We start from the raw sequence: 19939 nt of genomic DNA on the forward strand, positions 1-19939 counted from the left end.
TCAGTGGTCCTCGTCGGAGTGTTTGCTGCTCAGGGATCTGAACAGGAGGACGGGAAGAATCAGCGTGAACACGATCACTTCCTTGAAAGCGCTGGCCCAGAACGAGCCGAAGGCCTCGATCACGCCCACGAACAGGGCGGCGACCAGCGCGCCGGGGTAGCTGGCGAGACCCGCGGCCACGGCGGCCACGAAGCCCTTGAGGCCGATCAGGAAACCCGAGTCGTAGAACACCGTGGTGGTCGGACCGATCAACAGGCCCGAGAGCGCACCGATGAAAGCCGCCATGGTGAAGGTGAGCTGGCCCGAAGCCTGCGACGAGATGCCCATGAGGCGCGCGCCGGTGCGGTTGACGGCGGTGGCGCGCAGCGCCTTGCCGCGCAGCGAGCGCTCGAAGTAGAGCCACAGCAGCACGATCAGCGCGATGGTGGCCAGCGCGGTGATGATGGCCTGGCCTGAGAGCATGACCGGGCCGATTTGAAAACGCGCGTCCCAGAACGCCGGGTTGCGGAAGCCCTCGGCGCCGAAGAACAGCAGACCCAGACCGGTCATGGCGAAGTGCACGCCGACCGAGACGATCAGCAGCACCAGCGGCGTGGCGCTCTCCAGCGACTGGTAGGCCACGCGGTAGACCAACGGGCCATACACGGTGACGATGGCCACGCTGAGCGCGGCTTGCACGGCCAGCGGAAACTGCTGCGGCGCAGCCCAGATGGCGATGGCCGAAACCACCAGCGGCGCGATCAGCATGCGCCCCGCAGCCTTGGCGGCCACGAGCGCGTTGCGGTGGTGCTGCCAGCGGCCCGAGAGCTCCATGAGCGCAGCCACACCGGCCAGGATCAGCAGTAGCCACACGGTGCCGGGCACCTTGCCGGTTTGAAAAATGGCCAGGGTGAGCGCGCCATACGCGACGAACTCGCCCTGGGGGATGAAGATGACCCGCGTGACGGTGAACACCAGCACGGTGGCCAGGCCCAGGAGCGCGTACACCGCGCCGTTGGTCAAACCGTCCAGCAACAAAATGCTGGCAATGGAGAAATCCATAAAAGCCTAACGAGAAAGGAAAGGGCGAAAAAAACTCAAACGGCGACGCACAAAGGCTTTCCAAGAGAGACCCCTTCGCGCTTGCCCCTCACCCCAGCCCTCTCCCCAGAGGGGCGAGGGAGCCAGAAGACATCGCACCGCACAACGTGCCTTGAACCAGAGACACCGCGGGTCCGGCTCCGCCGGCCCCAGGTGTCGCCCCCCTCCCGCCGCAGGCGAGAGAGGGGGGTGCCGCGAAGCGGCGCGGGGGGTGCTTACTCCACTTTGAACTTGCCGTCGACGACCTTGAGCATCACGCCGGTTTCGTTGGTGAAGCCCCAATGGTCCGACGGCGTCCAGTTCATCACGCCGTGCGCGAACACGGTGCGGCCCATGGTTTCCATGCTGTCGCGCAGCGCGGCGCGGAACTCGGGCGTGCCGGGCTTGCCCTTCTTCAGCGCCATCGGGATCACCTTCTCCAGCGTGATCTGCGCGTCGTAGGCGTGGCCGGCGAACTGGTTGCGCAGGCCGGCGCCGACCGCCTTCTCGTACTTCTGCACGAAGTCGATCGCCACCGCCTTGGACGGGTGGCTGTCTGGCAACTGCTCTGCGATCACGGCCGGGCCGGAGACCACGAACGCGCCCTCGACGGCCTTGCCGCCCACGCGCATCAGGTCTTGCGTGGCCGCGGCGTGGGTCTGGTAGATCTTGCCCTTGAAGCCGCGCTCGACCATGGCCATGTGCGGCATGGCCGCACCACTGCCCGAGGCCACGATCAGCACCGCGTCAGGGTTGGCCGAGGTGATCTTGAGGGCCTGTGGCGTCACGCTGGTGTCGGTGCGCGCGAAGCGCTCGGTGGCCACCACCTTGATGCCGGCCTTCTCCAGCAGCGGCGCGCTTTCTTTCAGCCACTGCTCGCCATAGGCGTCGGTGTAGCCCAGGAAGCCGATGGTCTTGATGCCTTGTTTCTTCATGTGCTCGACCATGGCGTGGCCCATCACGGTGTTGGACTGCGGCAGGCGGAACACCCACTTGTCCTTGCCCGGTGGCAGGCCGACCGGCGAACCGGTGAGCTGCACCGTGCCGGCTTCGGTCGCGATGTCGCTCATGGCGGCGGCCACAGCCGTGATGCACGAGCCGATGATCATGTCGACCTTGTCTTCGGTCACGAAGCGGCGCGCGTTGGCAGCGCCCTTGCCCGGGTCGGTCGCGTCGTCCAGGATGATCAGGTTGACCTTCTCGCCACCGATGGTCTGCGGGAACAGCTTGAACTGGTTCTGCATCGGGATGCCCAGGCCGGAGCCGGGCCCGGTGAGCGCCAGGCTCACGCCGATGTTGATGTCGGCCAGGGCAGCGGTGCTGCTCAGGGCTGTGATGGCCAGGGCAACGAGGGTCTTGACGGCTTTCATGGGATGTCTCCTTCGGGGTGGTTGGGAAAGGGCTGGGTAAGGATCAGTTGGCCATCAAGTGCACAGTGCCTTGATGTCCTCGGGCACGGGAATGGCCTTGATGCGGTCGGGTGCCTCGGGCGGGTGGATCACGAAGGCGCGCGTCTCGCTGCCTTCGCACAACACGTCATCGCCGCGTTTGACCACATGCTTGTGCATGAAGACCTTCTCGCGCCATTCGGTCACGCTGGTGTGGATCTGCAGGCGTTCGCCGTAGGTGGCGGGGCGCATGAACTTGGTGTGGATTTCCAGCAGCGGCGTGCCGACGATGCCGCGTGTCTTGACCAGCTCGCGCCAGGGCGGCACACCGTTTTTCACGAAGAAGTTCAGCGAAGATGCGTCCATCCACTTCGAGAAGTTGGGGAAGAACACGATGCCGGCCGGGTCACAGTCGCCGAACATCACCTCCACTTCGTACACGACAACTTTGCTCATCGGGGGGCCATCCGCAGGGCGCCATCCAGACGAATGACTTCGCCGTTCAGGTGGGTGTTGGTGACGATGTGCGCGGCCAGTGCGGCGAACTCCTCGGGCTTGCCCAGGCGCGGCGGGAACGGGATGCTCGCCGCCAGCGAGGCCTGCACCGGCTCGGGCAGGGTGCGCATGAGCGGCGTGCTGAACAGGCCGGGCGCAATGGTGCACACGCGGATGCCGTGTTGCGCCAGATCGCGCGCCATCGGCAGCGTCATGCCCACCAGGCCACCCTTGGACGCGCTGTAGGCCTGCTGGCCCACCTGGCCGTCGAACGCGGCCACGCTGGCGGTGAACACCATCACGCCGCGCTCACCGTCTTCCAGCGGTTCCAGCTTCGCGCAGGCGGCGGCGAACAGGCGGCTGGCGTTGTAGGTGCCAATGAGGTTGACCGTGACCACCTTGGCAAAGTCTTCCAGCGGCGCGGCCGAGCCGTCTTTGCCCACCACGCGCTTGGCGCTGCCGATGCCGGCGATGTTCATGAGGATGCGGGCCGGGCCGTGGGCAGCCTCAGCGGCGTCCATGGCGGCCTGCAGGCTCTCGGTGTTGGTGATGTCGCAATGGCAGGCAATGCCGTTGATCTCGCCGGCCACGCGTTTGGCGTTGTCCAGGTTCACGTCGAGCACGGCGACTTTGGCGCCCAGGCGCGCGAGTTCGCGCGCGGTGGCTTCGCCGAGGCCCGAGCCACCGCCGGTGACGAGGGCGGCATGTCCTTGAATGTTCATGGTGTTCTCCTTGTGTTCATGCGTTCTGGTTTTCGATGAGAAGGGCCATGCCCTGGCCGCCGCCCACGCAGGCGCTGGCGATGCCGTAGCGCTGGCCGCTGCGCTGCAGCTCGCGCGCCAGCGTGAGCGTGAGGCGCACGCCGGTGGCGGCGAGTGGGTGGCCCAGTGCGATGGCGCCGCCGTTGACGTTGAGGCGGTCTAGGTCCATGCCCAGTTCGCGCGCCACGGCGAGTGTTTGTGCGCCCTGTGCTTCGTTCACCTCGAAGCGGGCGATGTCGGCCAGCTTCAGGCCGGTGCGCTCCAGCAGCAGGCGGATGGCGGGCGCCGGGCCGATGCCCATGATTTCGGGCGGCACGCCCACGGCCGATGCAGCAACCACGCGGGCCAGCGGTTGCTTGCCGTTGGCCTTCGCGTAACTTCCTGACGCCACCACGCAAGCCGCGGCCGCGTCCACCAGCGCCGAGCTGTTGCCACCGGTCTGCACGCCGCCTTCAAACACCGCGCGCAGCTTGGCCAGCACCTCCACCGGTGAGACGCGCGGGTGGGTGTCGGCCGCCACCTCGGCTGCTTTGCCTTGCAGCTTGATGCCACGCGGCTTGTAGCCGGCGAGTTCGAACTTCTCGCTGACCACCGGCACGATCTCACCCGCTAGGAAACCGCTCTCCTGCGCGGCCACGGCCTTGGCGAAGGAGGCTGATGCGAATGCGTCCACTTCCTCGCGCGTGATGCCGTATTGCTTCGCGAGGTTCTCGGCGGTCTGGATCATGTTGATGCCGGCCGCCGGGTCTTTGAGCGCTTCCCACATGTAGTCCTTGAAGCCCACGGGTGCGCCGAGCTTGAAGCCGGTGCGGTGGTCGAAGGCGGCAATCGGGTTGCGCGTCATGTTCTCGGTGCCCACCACCAGCGCGGCATCGCACGCGCCGCCCTGGATGTGTTCACCGGCCTGGCGGAACAGCTCGAAGCCGGTGCCGCAGATGCGCTGCGCCATGATGGCTGGCACTTCCACCGGAACACCGGCGTACAGGCCGATGTGGCGCGGCAGGAAGAACTGGTCGAAGTCGCCGGGCGCCATGTTGCCCGCGATTACCGAGCCGATGTGCTCGCCCGGCACGCCGGCGCGCTCCAGCGCCGCGCGCGCGGCCTTGATGCCGAGGTCGGTGGGCGAGATGTGACCGAGCGCGCCACAGTAGTCCACCATGGGGGTGCGCACGCCGGCCAGCAGCCAGACGTCGTCGAAGGCGTTGAAGAATCCGCGGGTTGCCATGGGAGTCTCTTTATTCAGGTTTGAGGATCGCGTGCAGGCCGTCGCTGTGCAGCAGGGCCACGGTCTCGGCGCGGTGCGCCAGCACTGCGCGCTGGTTGATCGAGCCTTTGTCGGTGACCTCACCGCGGTCGATGGTGGGTGGGTCGGCCAGCAGGCACAGGCGTGCAATGCGGCTGGCACTGCCGGTGGATGTCTTGGCCAGATCGGTCACCACGCGCTGGAAGTGCGCGAGCACCGGCGGACTGTTGAGCACGTCGTGCAGGGAGGCTTCTGCACCCAGCCCGCTGAGCGTGCGCACCAGCTGCGTGGGAAACACCATGGCGCCAACTTCCTTCATGTCCAGGCCGGTGATCACCACGTCCTGGATGTAGGGCGCGCCGGCCGCGATGATCTTGGCGCGCAGCGGGCCCACGCTCACGAAGGTGCCGGTGGCGAGCTTGAAATCTTCGGCAATGCGGCCGTCGAACTTCAGGCCGAGGTGGATGTCGGTCTCGTCGATCCACTTCACCGCGTCGCCGGTCTTGAAGAAGCCTTCTTCGTCGAAGGCCTCGGCCGTCTCGGCCGGCATGCGCCAGTAGCCGGGCGTGATGTTGGGACCCTTGTAGCGCACCTCGGTCTTGCCACCCGCGTCCACCAGCTTGAGTTCGAGCGCGGGCGTGGGCAGGCCCAGGTCACCGGCCTTCACATTGGGGCTGGTCACGAAAATGCCGAACGGGCCGGACTCGGTCATGCCCAGGCCGGTGCCCATGACGATGCGCTCGCCGATCTCGCTTTCCTGCGCGGCGTGCAGGGCATCCCACACCGGCTGGGCCAGCGAGGCGCCGGCATAAAAGAACATCTGCACGCGCGAGAGCAGCGTCTTGCGCAGGGCCTCGTCGGTCTTCATGGCGTTGGCAATCGCCTCGAAGCCGGTGGGCACGTTGAAGTACACCGTGGGCGCGATCTCGCGCAGGTTGCGCAGCGTCTCGCCCATCAGCGCGGGCGTGGGTTTGCCGTCGTCGATGAAGAGCGTGCCGCCGTGGAACAGCACCATGCCCACGTTGTGGTTGCCGCCGAAGGTGTGGTTCCAGGGCAGCCAGTCCACCAGCACCAGCGGGCTCTCGGCCAGCACCGGCATCGACGCCATCATCTGTTGCTGATTGGCGCACCACATGCGCTGTGTGTTGATCACGGCCTTGGGCATCTTGGTCGAGCCCGAGGTGAAGAGGAACTTGACGATGGTGTCTGGCCCCGTGGCGGCCATGGCGGCGTCCACCGCAGGCGTGGGCTCGGTGGCCAGCAGAGCCGCGAACGAGGTGGTGGCGCGGCCGGGCACTGTGCCTTCGGTCGTCACCAGCTCCACGCCGTCGCCCAGCGTGGCGAGCATGGCGCGGCTGTAGCGCTGCGCGTCGCTGGCAAACACCAGGCCGGGCGTCAGCGTCTTCACCACGTGGTGCAGCTTGTCGAAGTCCTGGCTCACCAGGGAGTAGGCGGGCGAGGTCGGGCAATACGCGATGCCGGCGTAGGCGCAGCCCAGCGCCAGCAGCGCGTGTTCGAGGTCGTTCTCGCTCAGGATCAGCACCGGGCGCTCGGACGACAGACCGCGGTTGATCAGGCCCTGACCGATGCGCCGCGCGGCGTCGAGTGCCTGCGCGAACGTGATGTGGCGCCAGTCGCCGGTTGTGCCGTCGGCGTTCCTGGTGCGCCGGGCAAACACCGTCTGCTCGGGGCGCGTCTTCGCCCAGTGCACCAGCCGGTCGGTGATGCGCTCAGGGAAGGGCGGCAGGTCCTGATCAGCGCTCAGGTAATGCGTGCCCTGGGCGCCGTCGCGCAGGGTGGCGCGGGTGACGCCGAACTTCAGGGGCCGGTAGCGGGCCATGGTCGGGTTCTGGCTCATGGCGCTCAGTCCTTGCTGACCTTGTTGGCACGACCTTCGAGAAACGCACGCACGCGCGTTTTCGCTTCCGGGTCGCTCTGCGCGATCGCGGCCATCATGGCTTCGGTGAGGTAGCCCTGGTCGGCCGGTTGTTCGGCGATGCGCGGCAGCGCGTGCATCAGCGCGTAGTTGGTCAGCGGTGCGTTCTGCGCGATGCGCGCGGCCAGTTCCATGGCCTTTTCCAGCGCCGTGCCTTGCGGCACGAGGTACTGCGTGAGGCCCACGCGTTCGGCCTCTGCCGCCTTGTAGACACGGCCGGTGAACATCATGTCGGCCATGCGCGCGGCGCCGATCAGGCGCGGGATGCGCACCGAACCGCCGCCGCCAACGAAGATGCCACGCGAGCCTTCGGGCAGTGCGAAGAAGGCCGATTCGTCGGCCACGCGGATGTGGCAGGTGCTGGCCAGTTCCAGGCCACCACCCACCACCGCGCCGTGCAGGGCCGCCACCACCGGCACCGGGCCGTATTGCACACACTCCAGCGCGCTGTGCCACATGCGCGAGTGGTGCAGACCCTGGCCGGCGTCGCGCTCGCTGAGTTCGGAGAGGTCGAGACCGGCGCAGAAGTGGTCGCCGCTGCCGTGGATGACGGCGGCGCGCACGCCGTGCGGCATGGCCTGGAACATGTCGCGGATGGCCAGGATCAGGCCGTCGTTGAGCGCGTTGCGCTTGGCCGGGCGGTTGAGCGTGATGACGGCGATTTCAGATGAAGTGCCTTGCAGGCTCAGGCTGATGTCGGTGGAATGGATGGGCATGTCGGGGTGTCGGCGTCGGCCGCCTGTTCGGGGTTTTTGCGCTTGAATCGAGGGCTGATTATGGTTATAAACAATAACCAAAACAAGGCAATCCCGTCCGACCGAACCCCGTGTTTTCCCTAGGTCTGACCCCCACCGAGAGACATCCATGGACCACAAGAACCTGATCGCAATCGACATCCACACCCACGCCGAAGTGAGCTGCCGCAACCCCTTCGACAACTACGGCGAGGAGTACGACCGCGCGGCCGACAAGTTCTTCGGCAGCAACCGCCGGCCCACCATTGCCGAGACGGTGACCTACTACCGCGAGCAGAAGATCGGGCTGGTGATGTTCACCGTGGACAGCGAGTCCCAACTGGGCCGCCGGCGCATTCCGAACGAGGAGATCGCGCAGGCCGCGCGCGAGAACAGCGACATGATGATTGCGTTCGCCAGCATCGACCCGCACAAAGGCAAGATGGGCGCGCGCGAGGCCGAGCGTCTCATCAAGGAGGAGGGCATCAAGGGCTTCAAGTTCCACCCCACCGTGCAGGGCTACCACCCCTACGACAAGATGGCCTGGCCGATCTACGAGGTGATCAATGCGCACAAGCTGCCCGCGATCTTTCACACCGGGCACAGCGGCATTGGCAGTGGCATGCGCTGTGGCGGCGGCCTGCGGCTGGAGTACAGCAACCCCATGCACCTGGACGATGTGGCCATCGATTTCCCCGACATGCAGATCGTCATGGCGCACCCGAGTTTTCCGTGGCAGGACGAGGCGCTCAGCGTGGCCACGCACAAGCCCAATGTGTGGATCGACCTGAGTGGCTGGAGCCCGAAGTACTTTCCGAAGCAGCTGGTGCAGTACGCGAACACGCTGCTGAAAGACCGCATCCTCTTTGGCAGCGATTACCCGCTGATCACGCCCGAGCGCTGGATGAAGGACTTTGAGGTGGCCGGCTTCAAGCCCGAGGTGATGCCCGGCATCCTGAAAGGCAACGCGGTCCGTCTGCTCGGCTTGGCATGAAGGCCTTCAACTCGCTTGCCGACATCGAGGCGCTGGAGCGACGCCCGCTGGCCGAGGTGGCGCCGCACCGCACGCCGTATGAGCTCATCCGCGCCACGGCTGCGCGCTTTCCGGACCGCGAGGCATTCACCTTCCTGCCCGACGCGTCGCTGGACACGCCGCCGCAACGCGTGACCTACCGCGAGCTGCTGGCCCACATCCACCGCGCGGCCAATGCGTTTCGCGTGCTTGGTGTGCATGAGGCGGACGCCGTGGCCATGCTCGCCCCCAACACGCCGCAGGCGCATGCCGTGCTGTGGGGCGCGCAGCTGGCGGGTCGCGTGTGCCCGATCAACTTCCTGCTGCAACCGGACCACATCGCCGCGCTGCTGCAAGCCTCGGGTGCCAAGGTGCTGGTGGCGCTCGGGCCGAATGCGGAGCTGGCGGTGTGGCCCACGGCGTTGGCCGTGCAGGCGTTGCACGCCACCGTGCTCGTGCCCATCGACGTGCATGAGGCGGTCCCCGGCACGCCGTCGCTGCAAGACCTCATGGCCGCGCAGCCGGACACGCTGACCTTCGAGCCCGACCTGAACCCCGACCGTGTGGTGGCGCTGTTCCACACGGGTGGCACCACGGGCGCTCCCAAGCTCGCGCAGCACACGGCTGGCAACGAGGCCCACACCGCCTGGTTCGCCCACGCCTTCTATGACATGGACGAAACCGCGGTGGAGATCAACGGCTTCCCGCTGTTTCATGTGGCCGGCGCCTTCGTGTATGGCCTGGCGCTGCTGGCCATCGGCGCGCGCCAGGTGCTGCCCACGCTGAGCGGCATGCGCAACACCGGCTTTGTGAAGGCCTATTGGCAGTTCTGCGAACGCGAGCGCGTGACGCACCTGGCCTGCGTGCCCACCGTGCTGGCCAGCCTGCTGGGTGTGCCGGTGAACGCCAACATCGCCAGCGTGCGCGCCGCCTTCACCGGGGGCTCACCGCTGCCGGCCGAGCTGGCGCAGCGCTTCGAGGCCGCCACCGGCATTCCCGTGCGCAACATCCTGGGCATGACCGAGTGCGCGGGGCTGGTGAGCATCGAGCCGCTGCGCGGACCGCGCACGCCCGGCTCGGCCGGCCTGCGCCTGCCCTACACCGAGGTGCACGCCGTGCCCTGGCGAGACGGCGAGGCGAAGCTCGGCGAACGATGCGCGGCGGGAGAAACCGGTGTTCTGGTGCTGCGAGGCCCGCACATGAGCCCGGGTTACCTCGATGCGAAGCGCAACGCCGGCCTGTTCGAAAGCGGCTGGATCGTCACCGGCGATCTCGGTCATCTCGATGAGGCGGGTCGCATCCATATCACCGGCCGCGCCAAGGACGTGATCATCCGTGGCTCGCACAACATCGACCCCGGCCTGGTGGAAGACGCCTTCATGGCCCACCCCGCCGTGCTGCAGTGCGCCGTGGTGGCCGAGCCCGATGCCTACGCGGGCGAGGTGCCGGTGGCTTTTGTGGTGTTGCGCGCCGGCGCGGGCCTGGACGCCGACGCACTGTTGCGCGAGGTGGCGCCGCACGTGTATGAGCGGCCGGCGTGCCCGAAGCGCGTGGTGCTGGTCGAGTTGCTGCCGCTGACGGCCATCGGCAAGGTGTTCAAGCCCACGCTGCGGCTTCGGGCCATCGAGATCCGCCTGAGCGAGATCGCGCAGGAACTGGCGCCGGGCCGTGTGGTGCGTGTGGAGGCCAGCGACGAAGGTGGCCGCCAGCGCGCACTGATCACGCTGGGCGGTGCCGCCGATGAAGACCTGTCGCAGCGGTTGCGCGCCGCGCTCGCGGCCATTGCATTGGCGGTCGAGATCCGCTTCGGCTGAGGTTCACCACCCACCGCGCGTGAGCCAGCGGTCGATCTGCTCGAACTTGTCGATGCCCCAGAACGGCTCGCCATCGACCACCACGGTGGGTGAGCCGAACACGCCGGCCTGCAGCGCGGTGTCGACCTCGGCGCGCAGCAGTGCTGCAGCTTCGTCGCTGGCAGCGGCTTGCGCAATTGTTTCGCCCACAACGGGGTTCAGCGACTCGGGCGTGGACAGGTCCAGCCCACGACCCCAGTACGCGCCGTAGAGGGCGTGCGCCACCTCGGCCGCGCGCTGGGGCTGGTGGCGGTTCACCCAAGCCATCGCGCGTCCGCAGGCCAGCGGGTTCATCACCGGGTCGCTGGGTTGGCGTTGCATGGTCACGTTGTGTTCGCGTGCATAGCGCAGCACATCGCGCTCGGTGTAGGGGCCTTTCAGCGGTGTGTCCAGCAAGGGCTTGAGGCCCATCACCTTCATCACCGACACACCCAGCAGCATGGGGTGCCATTCAACCGTGCGGCCGTGCCGCGCGGCAAGGTCCTCGATGCGCAGCGAGCCGAAGTAGCCGAAGGGGGAGATGAAATCGAAATGGAAGGCGAGCGGTGGCGTCATGCGTGCATGGTATCCACGCGGCGCGCGTTTCATGCCGACACGGAATAGCTGCAAGTCGGGAAACGGGCTGGTGTACGTAAAGCCTTGGCGGCACAGTACCGGCCCTGTGTCTGACGTGACACATGTCCGGGCGCCCCTCCCGAGGGGCCGCCGAATGCCACTCTTTTCTGACGACAGGAATCTTTCGATGACTTCTCTCAAACGCCGCAACGCCATCGTGGCGATGGCCGCGCTGGGCGCGACCACCCTGGCGGGCAGCGCCCTGGCCCAGCAGACCGTCACGCTGCGCCTGCACCAGTTCCTGCCGCCCTCGGCCACCATTCCCGCGCGCGCCATTGCGCCGTGGGCCAAGAAGATCGAGGCCGAATCCGGTGGGCGCATCAAGGTGCAACTGTTCCATTCGATGTCGATGGGTGGCACGCCGCCGCAGCTGTTCGACCAGGCCCGCAATGGCGTGGTGGACCTGACCTGGACAGTGCTGGGCTACACGCCGGGCCGTTTCAACAAGTCCGAGGTGTTCGAGTTGCCGTTCATGAGCGGTCAGGCCGAGCCGGCCTCGCGCGCTTTCCACGAGTTCGTGGAGAAGTTCGCCGCTGACGAGTTCAAGGACGTGAAACTGCTGGCAGCCCACACCCACGGCCCGGGCCTGTTCCACACCAAGGACCCGGTGACGGGTCTGGAGAGCCTGCGTGGCATGAAGGTGCGCGGTGGTTCGCGTGTGATCAGCAACATGCTGGCCAAGCTTGGCGCCACGCCGGTGGGCATGCCGGTGCATGCGGTCACCGACGCGCTCTCCAAGGGCACGATCGCCGGCACCACCATTCCCTGGGAGGTGACGCCCTCGCTGAAGATTGCCGAGCTGGTGAAGAACCACACCACGTTCTCAGGTCCGACCGGCTTGTTCACCCAGACCTTTGCGCTGGTGATGAACCGCGCCAGCTACGACAAGCTGCCGGCCGATCTGAAGGCGGTGATCGACAAGAACTCGGGCGTGGAGACCGCGGCCTTCTTCGGCCGTGCGATGGACGAGGGCGACAAGGCAGGCCTGGAGGTGGCCAGAAAGGCCGGCAACAACATCGTGACGCTGGACGCCGCCGAGACCAAGCGCTGGCAGGCTGCAGCCGTGGCGGTGGAGGCCGACTGGGTCAAGGAAGTGCAGGGCAAGAACATCGACGGCGCGAAGCTGGTGGCCGAGGCGCGTGCCTTGATTGCCAGGCAAATCAAGTGATGGGGTGACTCCATAGGTGCAAAAGGGCCGCTTTGCGCGGCCCTTTTGCGTTGGCTCAGCCCCAGACGTCCTGGGCGGTTTCCACCACCAGCGCGAGCTTCTTGCGCTGGTCTTCCATCGCGATGTTGTTGCCGTGCACCGTGCTGGAGAAACCGCACTGCGGCGACAGGCACATCTGGTCGAGCGGCGCGTATTTCGCGGCTTCTTCAATGCGGCGCTTGAGCGCGTCCTTGGTCTCCAGCTGGCCGAACTTGGTGGTCACCAGGCCCAGCACCACGATCTTGTCCTTGCCCAGGTAACGCAAGGGGCGGAAGTCGCCCGAGCGCTCGTCGTCGTATTCGAGGAAGAAGGCGTCGAGCTTCATCTCACTCAGCAGTGCTTCGGCCACCGGCTCGTAGTTGCCGGCCGCCGCGTGCGTGCTCTTGAAGTTGCCTCGGCACAGGTGCATGGCCAGCGTCATGCCGGCGGGCTTGTGTGCCACCACCTTGTTGATGAACTGCGCGTAGCGGTGCGGCAGTTCGTTGGGGTCGTCGCCTCGGCTGCGGGCGGCTTCGCGCATGCGCTCGTCGCACAGATAGGCCATGTTGGTGTCGTCCATCTGCACATAGGTGCAGCCGGCGTCGGCCAGGCTTTGCAGCTCTTCGCCGTAGGCCTTGGCCACGTCGTCGTAGAAAACCGGGTCGAGCTCGGGGTAGGCCTCTTTGCTGATGCCGGCGCGCCCGCCGCGAAAGTGCAGCATGGTGGGCGAGGGAATCGTCACCTTGGGCGTGAGGCCCGGCTTGCCCAGGGCTTCCACCTGCGCCTTGAGGAACTCGAAGTCGGCCAGCTGGATGTTCTTGGCGTGGCGCACCTTGTCGATCACGCGGATCACCGGCGGGGCCAGTTCTTCGGTCCCGTCGGGTTTGACGATGGTCACCGGGATATCGGTCTTCACGCCGCCGAGCTGCTCCAGGAAGTCGATGTGGAAATAGGTGCGGCGGAATTCACCGTCGGTGATCGAGGAGAGGCCCACGTCGGCCTGGAACTTAACGATCTCGGTGATGGCGCGGTCTTCGACTTTGCGCAACTGCTCGGCGGTGATGCTTTTCTGGTTGAAGAACTGGTCGCGCGCTTCGAGCAAATAGGCTGGACGCAGGAAGCTGCCGACGTGGTCGGCGCGGAAGGGAGGGTGGCTGCGCAGTGTCATGTGTCGTCCTCGTTGTGGGGTGGAGAGGCAACTTTACAGCGAATGTGAGTGGGCTCAATGAATACATAAATTGGAAAAAATGGCTTGAAAGTCAGAATTTTCTTGGTTTGAACGGTGTTTCTGTATACATTGCGTATCCATGAACACCGACAAAGCCCATTTCCCGCTGAACGCTTGGTACGCCGCCGCGTACGACGTCGAGGTCGGCCGCAGCCTGCTGGCCCGCACCATCTGCAACCAGAAACTGGTGCTCTACCGCCAGACCACGGGCGTGGCCGCAGCGCTCGAAGACGCGTGCTGGCACCGCCTGCTGCCCTTGTCCATGGGCCGGCTGGAAGGCGACGAGGTGGTGTGTGGCTACCACGGCCTGGTCTACAACGCCGAGGGCCGCTGCACCCACATGCCCAGCCAGGAAACCCTCAACCCCTCGGCCTGCGTGCGCTCCTACCCGGTGGTGGAGAAGCACCGCTTCGTGTGGGTGTGGCCGGGCGACCCGGCCCTGGCCGACCCGGCGCTGGTGCCCGACCTGCACTGGAACGACGACCCCGCGTGGGCCGGCGACGGCAAGATGATCCGCGTGCAGTGCGACTACCGACTGGTGGTGGACAACCTGATGGACCTGACGCACGAGACCTTCGTGCACGGCAGCAGCATCGGCAACCGCGCGGTGGCCGAAGCCCCGTTCGTGGCCACGCACGGAGAGCGTTTCGCCACCGTGACGCGCTGGATGGAAAACATCGAGGCGCCGCCGTTCTGGGCAGGGCAGATCCAGGATGCGCGCGGCTACACAGGCCCGGTGGACCGCTGGCAGATCGTGCGCTTCGAGGCGCCGTGCACCGTGGCCATTGACGTGGGCGTGGCGCCCGCCGGCAGCGGTGCATTGCCGCAAGACGGCGGCGACCGCAGCCAGGGTGTGAACGGCTACGTGCTCAACACCATCACGCCCGAAACCGACGGCACCTGCCTGTATTTCTGGGCCTTTGCGCGCAACTACTCGCTGGGCGAGCAGCGCCTCACGCACCAGCTGCGCGAGGGGGTGGCCACCATCTTCCGCGAGGACGAACTGGTGCTCGAAGCCCAGCAAAAAGCGATCGACGAGCACCCGGACCACAAGTTCTACAACCTCAACATCGACGCGGGGGCGATGTGGGCCCGGCGTCTGATCGACCGCATGGTGGATGCGGAGCGGGGTGGTGCAACGGTCATTCCGATTCGTCGGGTGGGTTGATGAAGCGTTATGGCCTGCGTTTGAGCGCCGAGGGCTTGGGGCGCGCCGCTGGGGGCTTCAATGTGCTGCCCCTTCGGGGTTCGCTGCGGTGCTCGCGGCCCGAGGCGGGTTCGCAAACTCGCTTCGCTCAAACATGCGAACCCGCCTCGCGCCGCTGGGGGCTTCAATGTGCTGCCCCTTCGGGGTTCGCTGCGGTGCTCGCGGCCCGAGGCGGGTTCGCAAACTCGCTTCGCTCAAACATGCGAACCCGGCCGCGCCAGCGCGGCAACCCCGAGCCACTGCGCTCCTCGCCAGCGCATAGGCGCCCCCAGCGGCGCGCCCCAAGCCCTCGTCAATCGGCGTGCTGGCGTGCCGCACACCCACCCCTGACACCCGCCAACCCGCAGCGAACGCAACCGCACCCCATGACCAACACCATCACCACCGAAGCTCCCCTGGAAAGCGCCCAAGTCCGTGCGCTGCTGCAGTTGCGCGAACTCATCCTCTCCGGCGAACTGCCGGGTGGCTCGCGCATTGCCGAACTCGCCATCGTGGAGCGGCTGGGTGTTTCGCGCACACCGATTCGCGCTGCGCTCATGCGACTGGAGCAAGAAGGCTTGCTGCAGGCGCTGCCCAACGGCGGGTATGTGGTGCAGACGTTCTCGGAGCGCGACATTGCCGACGCCATTGAACTGCGCGGCACCCTGGAAGGGCTGCTCGCCCGGCTGGCCGCCGAGCGCGGCGCGCCCGGTGTGGTGCTGGCGGAGGCCAAACAATGCCTGGACCGCATCGACACCGTGCTGGCCGCCTCCTCGTTGAATGACGAGGGCTTTGCCAACTACGTGGCGCTCAACAGCCACTTCCACACCCTCGTGTACGAGCTGGCCGACAGCCTCACCATCGCCCGCCAGCTCGAGCGCGTGGCCAGCCTGCCGTTTGCCTCGCCCTCGGGCTTTGTGGTGATGCAGGCGCATTCGCCGCAGGCGCGCGACATGCTCGTGGTGGCGCAGGACCAGCACCGCCAGGTGCTGGACGCCATCGAACGCCGCGAGGGCGCGCGCGCCGAAGCCATCATGCGCGAGCACTCCCGCCTGGCCCAGCGCAACCTGCGCGAGGTGCTGGCCGGCCATGCCCTGGGCCACATGCCCGTCTCCATGCCTGCGATCAAACTCATTCGACGACGCTGAACGACCACCATGAAAAGCAACCCCAACTGGCAGACCGCGCGCATCGCGGCCTTGCGCGACGTGACGCCCACGGTGCGCGAATTCATCATCACCCCGGCTGAAGGAGCGGCCGAGCGCTGGGCGCCTGGTGCCCATCTGATGGTGCAGGTGAATGTGGCGGGCCGGCCGCAGACGCGTTCGTATTCGCTGGTCGGCCTGCCCGAGGATGCAGCGGGCTACCGCATTGCCGTGAAATGCCTGCTGGACGGCCACGGTGGCTCGCGCGCCATGTGGCAGCTGGCGGTGGGCGACAGCATCGAGGTGAGTGCACCGCAGAACCACTTTTCCCTGGCTTTTCTCGCCCCGGCCACGCTGCTGGTGGCGGGCGGCATCGGTATCACGCCCATGGTTTCCCTGGCGCAGGCGCTGGTCAAACGCGGGAAGCCGGTCAAGCTGCTGTATGCCGCCCGCTCCACCGCCGAACTGGCGTTCGCGGAGCCGCTGCGCGCCCTGCTGGGAGACGCACTGGTCACCTGTGCTTCTGATCTGGGCGAGGCGCTCGACCTGGGTCGGGCGATCGACGAGTTGCCGGCGGGCGCCCAGGTGTATGTGTGCGGCCCCGCGGGCCTGCTGGGCGCCGTGCGCCAGCGCTGGCTCGACGCCGGTCGGCCCGAACCCAGCCTGCGCTTCGAGACCTTTGGCAGCGGTGGCCAGTTGCCCCCGGCCGGCTTTGACGTGGCTTTGCCGCGCCACCGGACCGAGCTGCATGTGGCGCCCGACCAGTCGCTCATCGAGGTGCTGGAGGCCGCCGGCATCGAGGTGATGAACGACTGCCGCCGGGGTGAATGCGGTCTGTGCGCGCTGGATGTGCTGGCGCTGGACGGCGAGATCGATCACCGCGACGTGTTCCTCAGCACCCACGAGAAACAGGAGAACAAGCGCATCTGCGCCTGCGTGTCGCGCGTGGTGGGGCGCATCACCCTGGACACGGCCTGGCGAGAGGAGGTCGTTTCATAAGATAACGGCATAACTGAAAGTGAGTTCGCACACTGGCGTTAACACCCTGGCCCATGCACAGTCCGGGTGTTCGAATAAAGAGGCGATCCGGGGCAGGGCCATCTTGATCCTGTCACCCGGGCGCAATACCCCCCCAAAAGCTGGAGACAAACCATGACCTTCCTCAAACGCCGCACCACGCTGCTGGCCCTGGGCGCCATCACCGCCGCCACCCTGGCGGGCTCGGCCCTGGCCCAGACCGTCACCCTGCGCCTGCACCAGATGCTGCCGCAGCAAGCCACGATTCCCGCCAAGGCGCTGATCCCGTGGGCGCAGAAGGTCGAGGCCGAATCCGGCGGCAAGATCAAGGTCCAGCTGTTCCACGCCATGCAGCTCGGCGGCGCGCCTCCGCAGCTGTTTGACCAGGCCCGCGACGGCGTGGTCGACCTGACCTGGACGGTGCTGGGCTACACCCCGGGCCGCTTCAACAAGACCGAGGTGTTCGAGCTCCCCTTCATGAGCGGTTCGGCCGAGCAATCGTCGCGCGCGCTGCAGGAGTACGTCGAGAAGTTCGCGGCTGATGAATTCAAGGATGTGAAGCTGATTGCCGTGCACACCCACGGCCCGGGACTGTTTCACACCAAGACGCCCGTGATCGGCCTGGAGAGCCTGCGCGGCATGAAGGTGCGCGGCGGCTCGCGCATCATCAGCAACATGCTCACCAAGCTGGGCGCCACCCCCGTGGGCATGCCCGTGCCCGCCGTGACCGACGCGCTCTCCAAGGGCACCATCGACGGCACCACCATTCCGTGGGAAGTCACGCCTTCGCTGAAGGTGACCGAACTGGTGAAGAACCACACCACCTTTGCCGGCAAGGAAGGCCTGTACACGCAGACCTTTGCGTTCTCCATGAACAAGGCGGCCTACGACAAGCTGCCGCCCGACCTCAAGGCGGTGATCGACAAGAACTCGGGCATCGAGACGGCGGCTTTCTTCGGGCGCGCCATGGACGAAGGCGACAAGGCAGGCCGCGCCATCGCCGAGAAGGCCGGCAACAACATCGTGGCGCTCGACATCGCCGAGACCCAACGCTGGAGGCGCACCGCCGCCACGGTGGAGACCGACTGGATCAACGAGATGAAGGGCAAGAACATCGACGGCGCCAAGCTGGTGTCGGAGGCGCGCGCCCTGATCGCAAAGAACCAGAAGTAAGGGGCAGCGATAATTCCGGCCGGCCCCGGGGGTATCGTGTCCGGGGCCTGCACGACCGGCTCCCCATCGCCGAAACCGGCGGCTGGCAGCCGGTTTCTTTTTTGTTGAAGGTGAAAAATTGAAGTTACTGTCCTTGCTGGCCCGTGCCAGCGCGATCCTGGCCGGCGTGCTGCTCACGCTGATCACCCTGATCACCTGCGTGAGCCTGATCGGGCGCAACACCATCGGCGTCACGCTGGTCGGTGACTACGAACTCACGGCAGTGACGGCGGGTGCAGCCGTTGCCATGTTCCTGCCCTGGTGCCAGCTCAAGCGCGAGAACATCATTGTCGATTTCTTCACCACCAAGCTGTCTGATGGGGCGAACGCCCAGCTCGACCGCTTTGGCAGTTTTCTGCTGGGCGGCGCCATGCTGCTGCTGGCCTGGCGCACCGGGGTGGGCGGCATGAGTGCCTACAGCGCACAAACCACCACCATGATGCTGGCCTTCCCTGAGTGGATCGTCTACGCCCTCATGGTGCCGCCCCTGATCCTCACCGGCGTGATTGCCTGGACGCAGACCATCTTTGGCAATTTTTCGGAGCAGGGCGCATGAGTTCTTTGTCACTGGCGGGGATGATCTTCGCCACCATGCTGGTGTTGATGGCCATTCGCGTGCCGATCGCGATCGCCATGTTTTCGGCCGGCTGTTTCGGCTACATCTTTCAGGTGGGTTGGCCACCGTTCTTCAACAACCTCAACGGTGCGGCTTTCGCACGCTTCGCCAGCTACGACCTGTCGGTGATCCCGTTGTTCATCCTGATGGGCAACTTCGCCACACAAGGCGGCATCTCCAAGGCCCTGTTCCAGTTTGCCAGCGTGGTCACCTCCCGCTTCAAGGGCGGGCTGGCCATGGCGGCGGTGCTGGCCAGTGCTGGGTTCGGTGCCATCTGCGGTTCGTCGGTGGCCACGGCCGCCACCATCACCTCGGTGGCGCTGCCCGAGATGAAGCGCCACGGTTACTCCGGGCGCCTGTCCACCGGCACGCTAGCCGCGGGCGGCACGCTGGGCATCCTGATCCCGCCCTCGGTGCCGCTGGTGATCTACGCCATCCTGACCGAGCAGAACATCGCCAAGCTGTTTGCTGCAGCCATGGTGCCGGGCATCATCGCGATGGTGGGTTACATGATCGCGATTGCGGTCTATGTGCGGCTGGTGCCGGGCCATGCTCCCGAGCACGAAGAGCAGGCCAAGCTCACGATGGAAGCCTTCATCGGCGTGGCGCCAATCGCCATCGTGTTCCTGATCGTCTTCGGTGGCATCTACGGTGGCCTGTTCACGCCCACCGAGGGCGCGGGCGTGGGCGCGGCGGCGACCTTCGTGGCCGCAATGCTCAAGCGCGAACTCACGCTGGCCAAGATCCGTCAGTGCTTCTACTCCACCGCTGCTGCCAGCGCCATGATCTTTCTGATCTTCATCGGTGCGGACATGATGAACACCTCGCTGGCGCTGACCCAGGTGCCGGCTCAGCTGGCCGAGGTGGTGCAGGGCCTCAACGTCTCGCCTGTGATGGTGGTTGCCGGGATCATGCTGTTCTACGTGGTGCTCGGCGCCGTGATGGACGAGCTCTCCATGATCCTGCTGACCATTCCGATCTTCTTCCCCGTGGTCATCGGGCTGGACTTCGGGATGTCGCAGGAATCGGTGGCGATCTGGTTCGGCATCATGGTGCTGATGACGGTGGGCTTCGGCCTGCTGGCTCCGCCCGTGGGTCTGAACGTCTATGTGGTGAACGGCATGGCCAAGGATGTGCCGATCAGCGAGAGCTACAAGGGCGTGATGCCCTTCCTGATCAGCGACGTGTTCCGCACCTTGCTGTTGTTGAGTTTCCCGGGCATCTCCCTCTGGCTGGTTCAATTCGTAGGATGA

Annotated in this window: 18 protein-coding genes; 9 read left to right on the forward strand and 9 right to left on the reverse strand. The window is 66.3% G+C overall.

Annotation, left to right across the window (positions count from 1 at the left end; genetic code table 11):
• The 7 genes from F9Z44_RS08285 to F9Z44_RS08315 all read right to left on the reverse strand — a co-directional run bounded on the left by F9Z44_RS08285 (nucleotide 1) and on the right by F9Z44_RS08315 (nucleotide 7598).
• Nucleotides 1–1041 (reverse strand): branched-chain amino acid ABC transporter permease, encoded by a 1041-nt coding sequence (locus tag F9Z44_RS08285; protein ID WP_159605157.1) that lies wholly within the window; start codon nucleotides 1039–1041, stop codon nucleotides 1–3.
• 254 nt (nucleotides 1042–1295) lie between these two features.
• Complete coding sequence (locus F9Z44_RS08290; RefSeq protein WP_159605159.1) at nucleotides 1296–2429, reverse strand: ABC transporter substrate-binding protein; 1134 nt, start codon at nucleotides 2427–2429, stop codon at nucleotides 1296–1298.
• A gap of 54 nt (nucleotides 2430–2483) precedes the next feature.
• Complete coding sequence (locus F9Z44_RS08295; protein WP_159605161.1) at nucleotides 2484–2903, reverse strand: acyl-CoA thioesterase; 420 nt, start codon at nucleotides 2901–2903, stop codon at nucleotides 2484–2486.
• The gene (locus tag F9Z44_RS08300; protein WP_159605163.1) at nucleotides 2900–3664 is read right to left on the reverse strand and encodes an SDR family NAD(P)-dependent oxidoreductase; all 765 of its coding nucleotides are present in this window, start codon (nucleotides 3662–3664) and stop codon (nucleotides 2900–2902) included. Before F9Z44_RS08300 ends, F9Z44_RS08295 begins: the two co-directional genes overlap by 4 nt.
• 16 nt (nucleotides 3665–3680) lie before the next feature.
• Entirely contained in the window at nucleotides 3681–4928 is a 1248-nt protein-coding gene (locus tag F9Z44_RS08305; RefSeq protein WP_159605165.1) for a thiolase family protein, read from the reverse strand.
• A gap of 10 nt (nucleotides 4929–4938) precedes the next feature.
• The gene (locus F9Z44_RS08310) at nucleotides 4939–6804 is read right to left on the reverse strand and encodes a feruloyl-CoA synthase (protein WP_236574297.1); all 1866 of its coding nucleotides are present in this window, start codon (nucleotides 6802–6804) and stop codon (nucleotides 4939–4941) included.
• A gap of 5 nt (nucleotides 6805–6809) precedes the next feature.
• On the reverse strand, nucleotides 6810–7598 hold the full coding sequence (locus F9Z44_RS08315) for a crotonase/enoyl-CoA hydratase family protein (RefSeq protein ID WP_159605167.1): 789 nt from the start codon (nucleotides 7596–7598) through the stop codon (nucleotides 6810–6812).
• A gap of 148 nt (nucleotides 7599–7746) precedes the next feature.
• On the opposite strand from F9Z44_RS08315, the gene F9Z44_RS08320 reads away from it, so the two are divergent.
• Together F9Z44_RS08320 and F9Z44_RS08325 are read left to right on the forward strand one after the other, a co-directional pair.
• The gene (locus F9Z44_RS08320; protein WP_159605169.1) at nucleotides 7747–8610 is read left to right on the forward strand and encodes an amidohydrolase family protein; all 864 of its coding nucleotides are present in this window, start codon (nucleotides 7747–7749) and stop codon (nucleotides 8608–8610) included.
• A complete protein-coding gene (locus tag F9Z44_RS08325) occupies nucleotides 8607–10442 on the forward strand; it encodes an AMP-binding protein (protein WP_159605171.1) in 1836 nt (611 codons plus the stop codon). Before F9Z44_RS08320 ends, F9Z44_RS08325 begins: the two co-directional genes overlap by 4 nt.
• Nucleotides 10443–10445: 3 nt before the next feature.
• Here the strand turns inward: F9Z44_RS08325 and F9Z44_RS08330 are convergent, their stop codons facing one another.
• Complete coding sequence (locus F9Z44_RS08330; protein WP_159605173.1) at nucleotides 10446–11036, reverse strand: 2-hydroxychromene-2-carboxylate isomerase; 591 nt, start codon at nucleotides 11034–11036, stop codon at nucleotides 10446–10448.
• A gap of 187 nt (nucleotides 11037–11223) precedes the next feature.
• Here F9Z44_RS08330 and F9Z44_RS08335 point away from each other — a divergent pair, with 187 nt between their 5' ends.
• Nucleotides 11224–12264: a TRAP transporter substrate-binding protein gene (locus tag F9Z44_RS08335; protein WP_159605175.1), complete on the forward strand. Its 1041-nt coding sequence runs from the start codon at nucleotides 11224–11226 to the stop codon at nucleotides 12262–12264.
• 55 nt (nucleotides 12265–12319) lie between these two features.
• On the opposite strand, the gene F9Z44_RS08340 is transcribed toward F9Z44_RS08335, so the two are convergent.
• Nucleotides 12320–13450 carry a 5-methyltetrahydropteroyltriglutamate--homocysteine S-methyltransferase gene (locus F9Z44_RS08340; RefSeq protein ID WP_159605177.1) on the reverse strand — a complete coding sequence of 377 codons (1131 nt, stop codon included), beginning with the start codon at nucleotides 13448–13450 and terminating at the stop codon, nucleotides 12320–12322.
• Nucleotides 13451–13589: 139 nt separating this feature from the next.
• Here F9Z44_RS08340 and F9Z44_RS08345 point away from each other — a divergent pair, with 139 nt between their 5' ends.
• From F9Z44_RS08345 to F9Z44_RS08370, 6 genes are all read left to right on the forward strand, one after another.
• The gene (locus F9Z44_RS08345) at nucleotides 13590–14678 is read left to right on the forward strand and encodes an aromatic ring-hydroxylating dioxygenase subunit alpha (RefSeq protein WP_159605179.1); all 1089 of its coding nucleotides are present in this window, start codon (nucleotides 13590–13592) and stop codon (nucleotides 14676–14678) included.
• Between the two features lie 404 nt (nucleotides 14679–15082).
• Nucleotides 15083–15844, forward strand: coding sequence for a GntR family transcriptional regulator (locus tag F9Z44_RS08350; RefSeq protein ID WP_159605181.1), 762 nt, complete (start codon nucleotides 15083–15085; stop codon nucleotides 15842–15844).
• Nucleotides 15845–15853: 9 nt separating this feature from the next.
• The gene (locus tag F9Z44_RS08355; RefSeq protein ID WP_159605183.1) at nucleotides 15854–16840 is read left to right on the forward strand and encodes a PDR/VanB family oxidoreductase; all 987 of its coding nucleotides are present in this window, start codon (nucleotides 15854–15856) and stop codon (nucleotides 16838–16840) included.
• A 153-nt stretch (nucleotides 16841–16993) separates the two neighbouring features.
• On the forward strand, nucleotides 16994–18031 hold the full coding sequence (locus tag F9Z44_RS08360; protein WP_159605185.1) for a TRAP transporter substrate-binding protein: 1038 nt from the start codon (nucleotides 16994–16996) through the stop codon (nucleotides 18029–18031).
• Between the two features lie 118 nt (nucleotides 18032–18149).
• Entirely contained in the window at nucleotides 18150–18626 is a 477-nt protein-coding gene (locus tag F9Z44_RS08365) for a TRAP transporter small permease (RefSeq protein WP_159605187.1), read from the forward strand.
• Nucleotides 18623–19939, forward strand: coding sequence for a TRAP transporter large permease (locus F9Z44_RS08370; protein WP_159605188.1), 1317 nt, complete (start codon nucleotides 18623–18625; stop codon nucleotides 19937–19939). The genes F9Z44_RS08365 and F9Z44_RS08370 overlap by 4 nt, the downstream gene beginning before the upstream one ends.

It is taken from the genome of Hydrogenophaga sp. PBL-H3, from assembly GCF_010104355.1.
Taxonomy (GTDB): domain Bacteria; phylum Pseudomonadota; class Gammaproteobacteria; order Burkholderiales; family Burkholderiaceae_C; genus Hydrogenophaga.